2 protein-coding genes are annotated in these 650 nt (G+C 49.4%); both read left to right on the top strand.

Features of this window, described 5'->3' with window-relative positions; translation table 11 throughout:
• Positions 1-309, top strand: a 309-nt coding sequence (locus tag ACESTR_RS16385) for a helix-turn-helix domain-containing protein (RefSeq protein ID WP_373179469.1), incomplete at its 5' end; no start/stop codon positions are given.
• A gap of 11 nt (positions 310-320) precedes the next feature.
• A partial coding sequence (locus tag ACESTR_RS16380; RefSeq protein WP_373179468.1) for a hypothetical protein occupies positions 321-650 on the top strand: 330 nt, incomplete at its 3' end.

The following is a 650-nucleotide window of genomic DNA, read 5'->3' as shown; positions in this document are numbered from 1 at the left end:
AATCCGATAATGGAACGACTCGATGAGATTTTGGAAATCGTCCGTGAGATCCGCGAGGATATCGCCTATATGAAACGCCACCGTAATATGCTTTGCGGGATGCCTATTCTGGAAGTCGACGAAGTATGCGACCTTTTGAAGATGAGCGATCGTCAACTGCGCCGTTATCGCACTTCGGGTCAGCTTGTCGGTTTCCATTTCGGTCGTCGTCTAATGTTTTCGACGGCTGAAATCAACCGCTTCATAGAGCGTGTTGAAATGGAACATAAGCAGAAAAAGTCTTTGAGAAAAGCTATCCATAATCTTTAACACATAATACTATGTCTGAAACAACAGAAAGATCTTATTATCTGGTGGAGTCCATGTATTTCGAGAAACTGCTCCGCACGCATTTCATGCTGACACAATCCACGCTGCTCTTCGAACACCTGTTGAGCCACAGTGACCGCCCGATGTTCCTCTCGGCCCGCAAGGTCTGCGAGGTGCTGGGTATGGATTGCCACCAACTCGAACAATGCCGTAAAAAGCGGATGATCCGCGCCCGTGCCGTCAACGGACAGATGCTGTACGATGCCTACGAGTTGCTTGCGCTTACTGAACTTTTCTACCGCCGGAAGCTGCGGAAGACCCTCTCCCGGATACCGCAGTTC

This window comes from Alistipes sp. DJF_B185 (assembly GCF_964250025.1).
Lineage (GTDB): Bacteria > Bacteroidota > Bacteroidia > Bacteroidales > Rikenellaceae > Alistipes > Alistipes finegoldii.
This window is presented reverse-complemented; position numbering and strand designations above follow the sequence as displayed.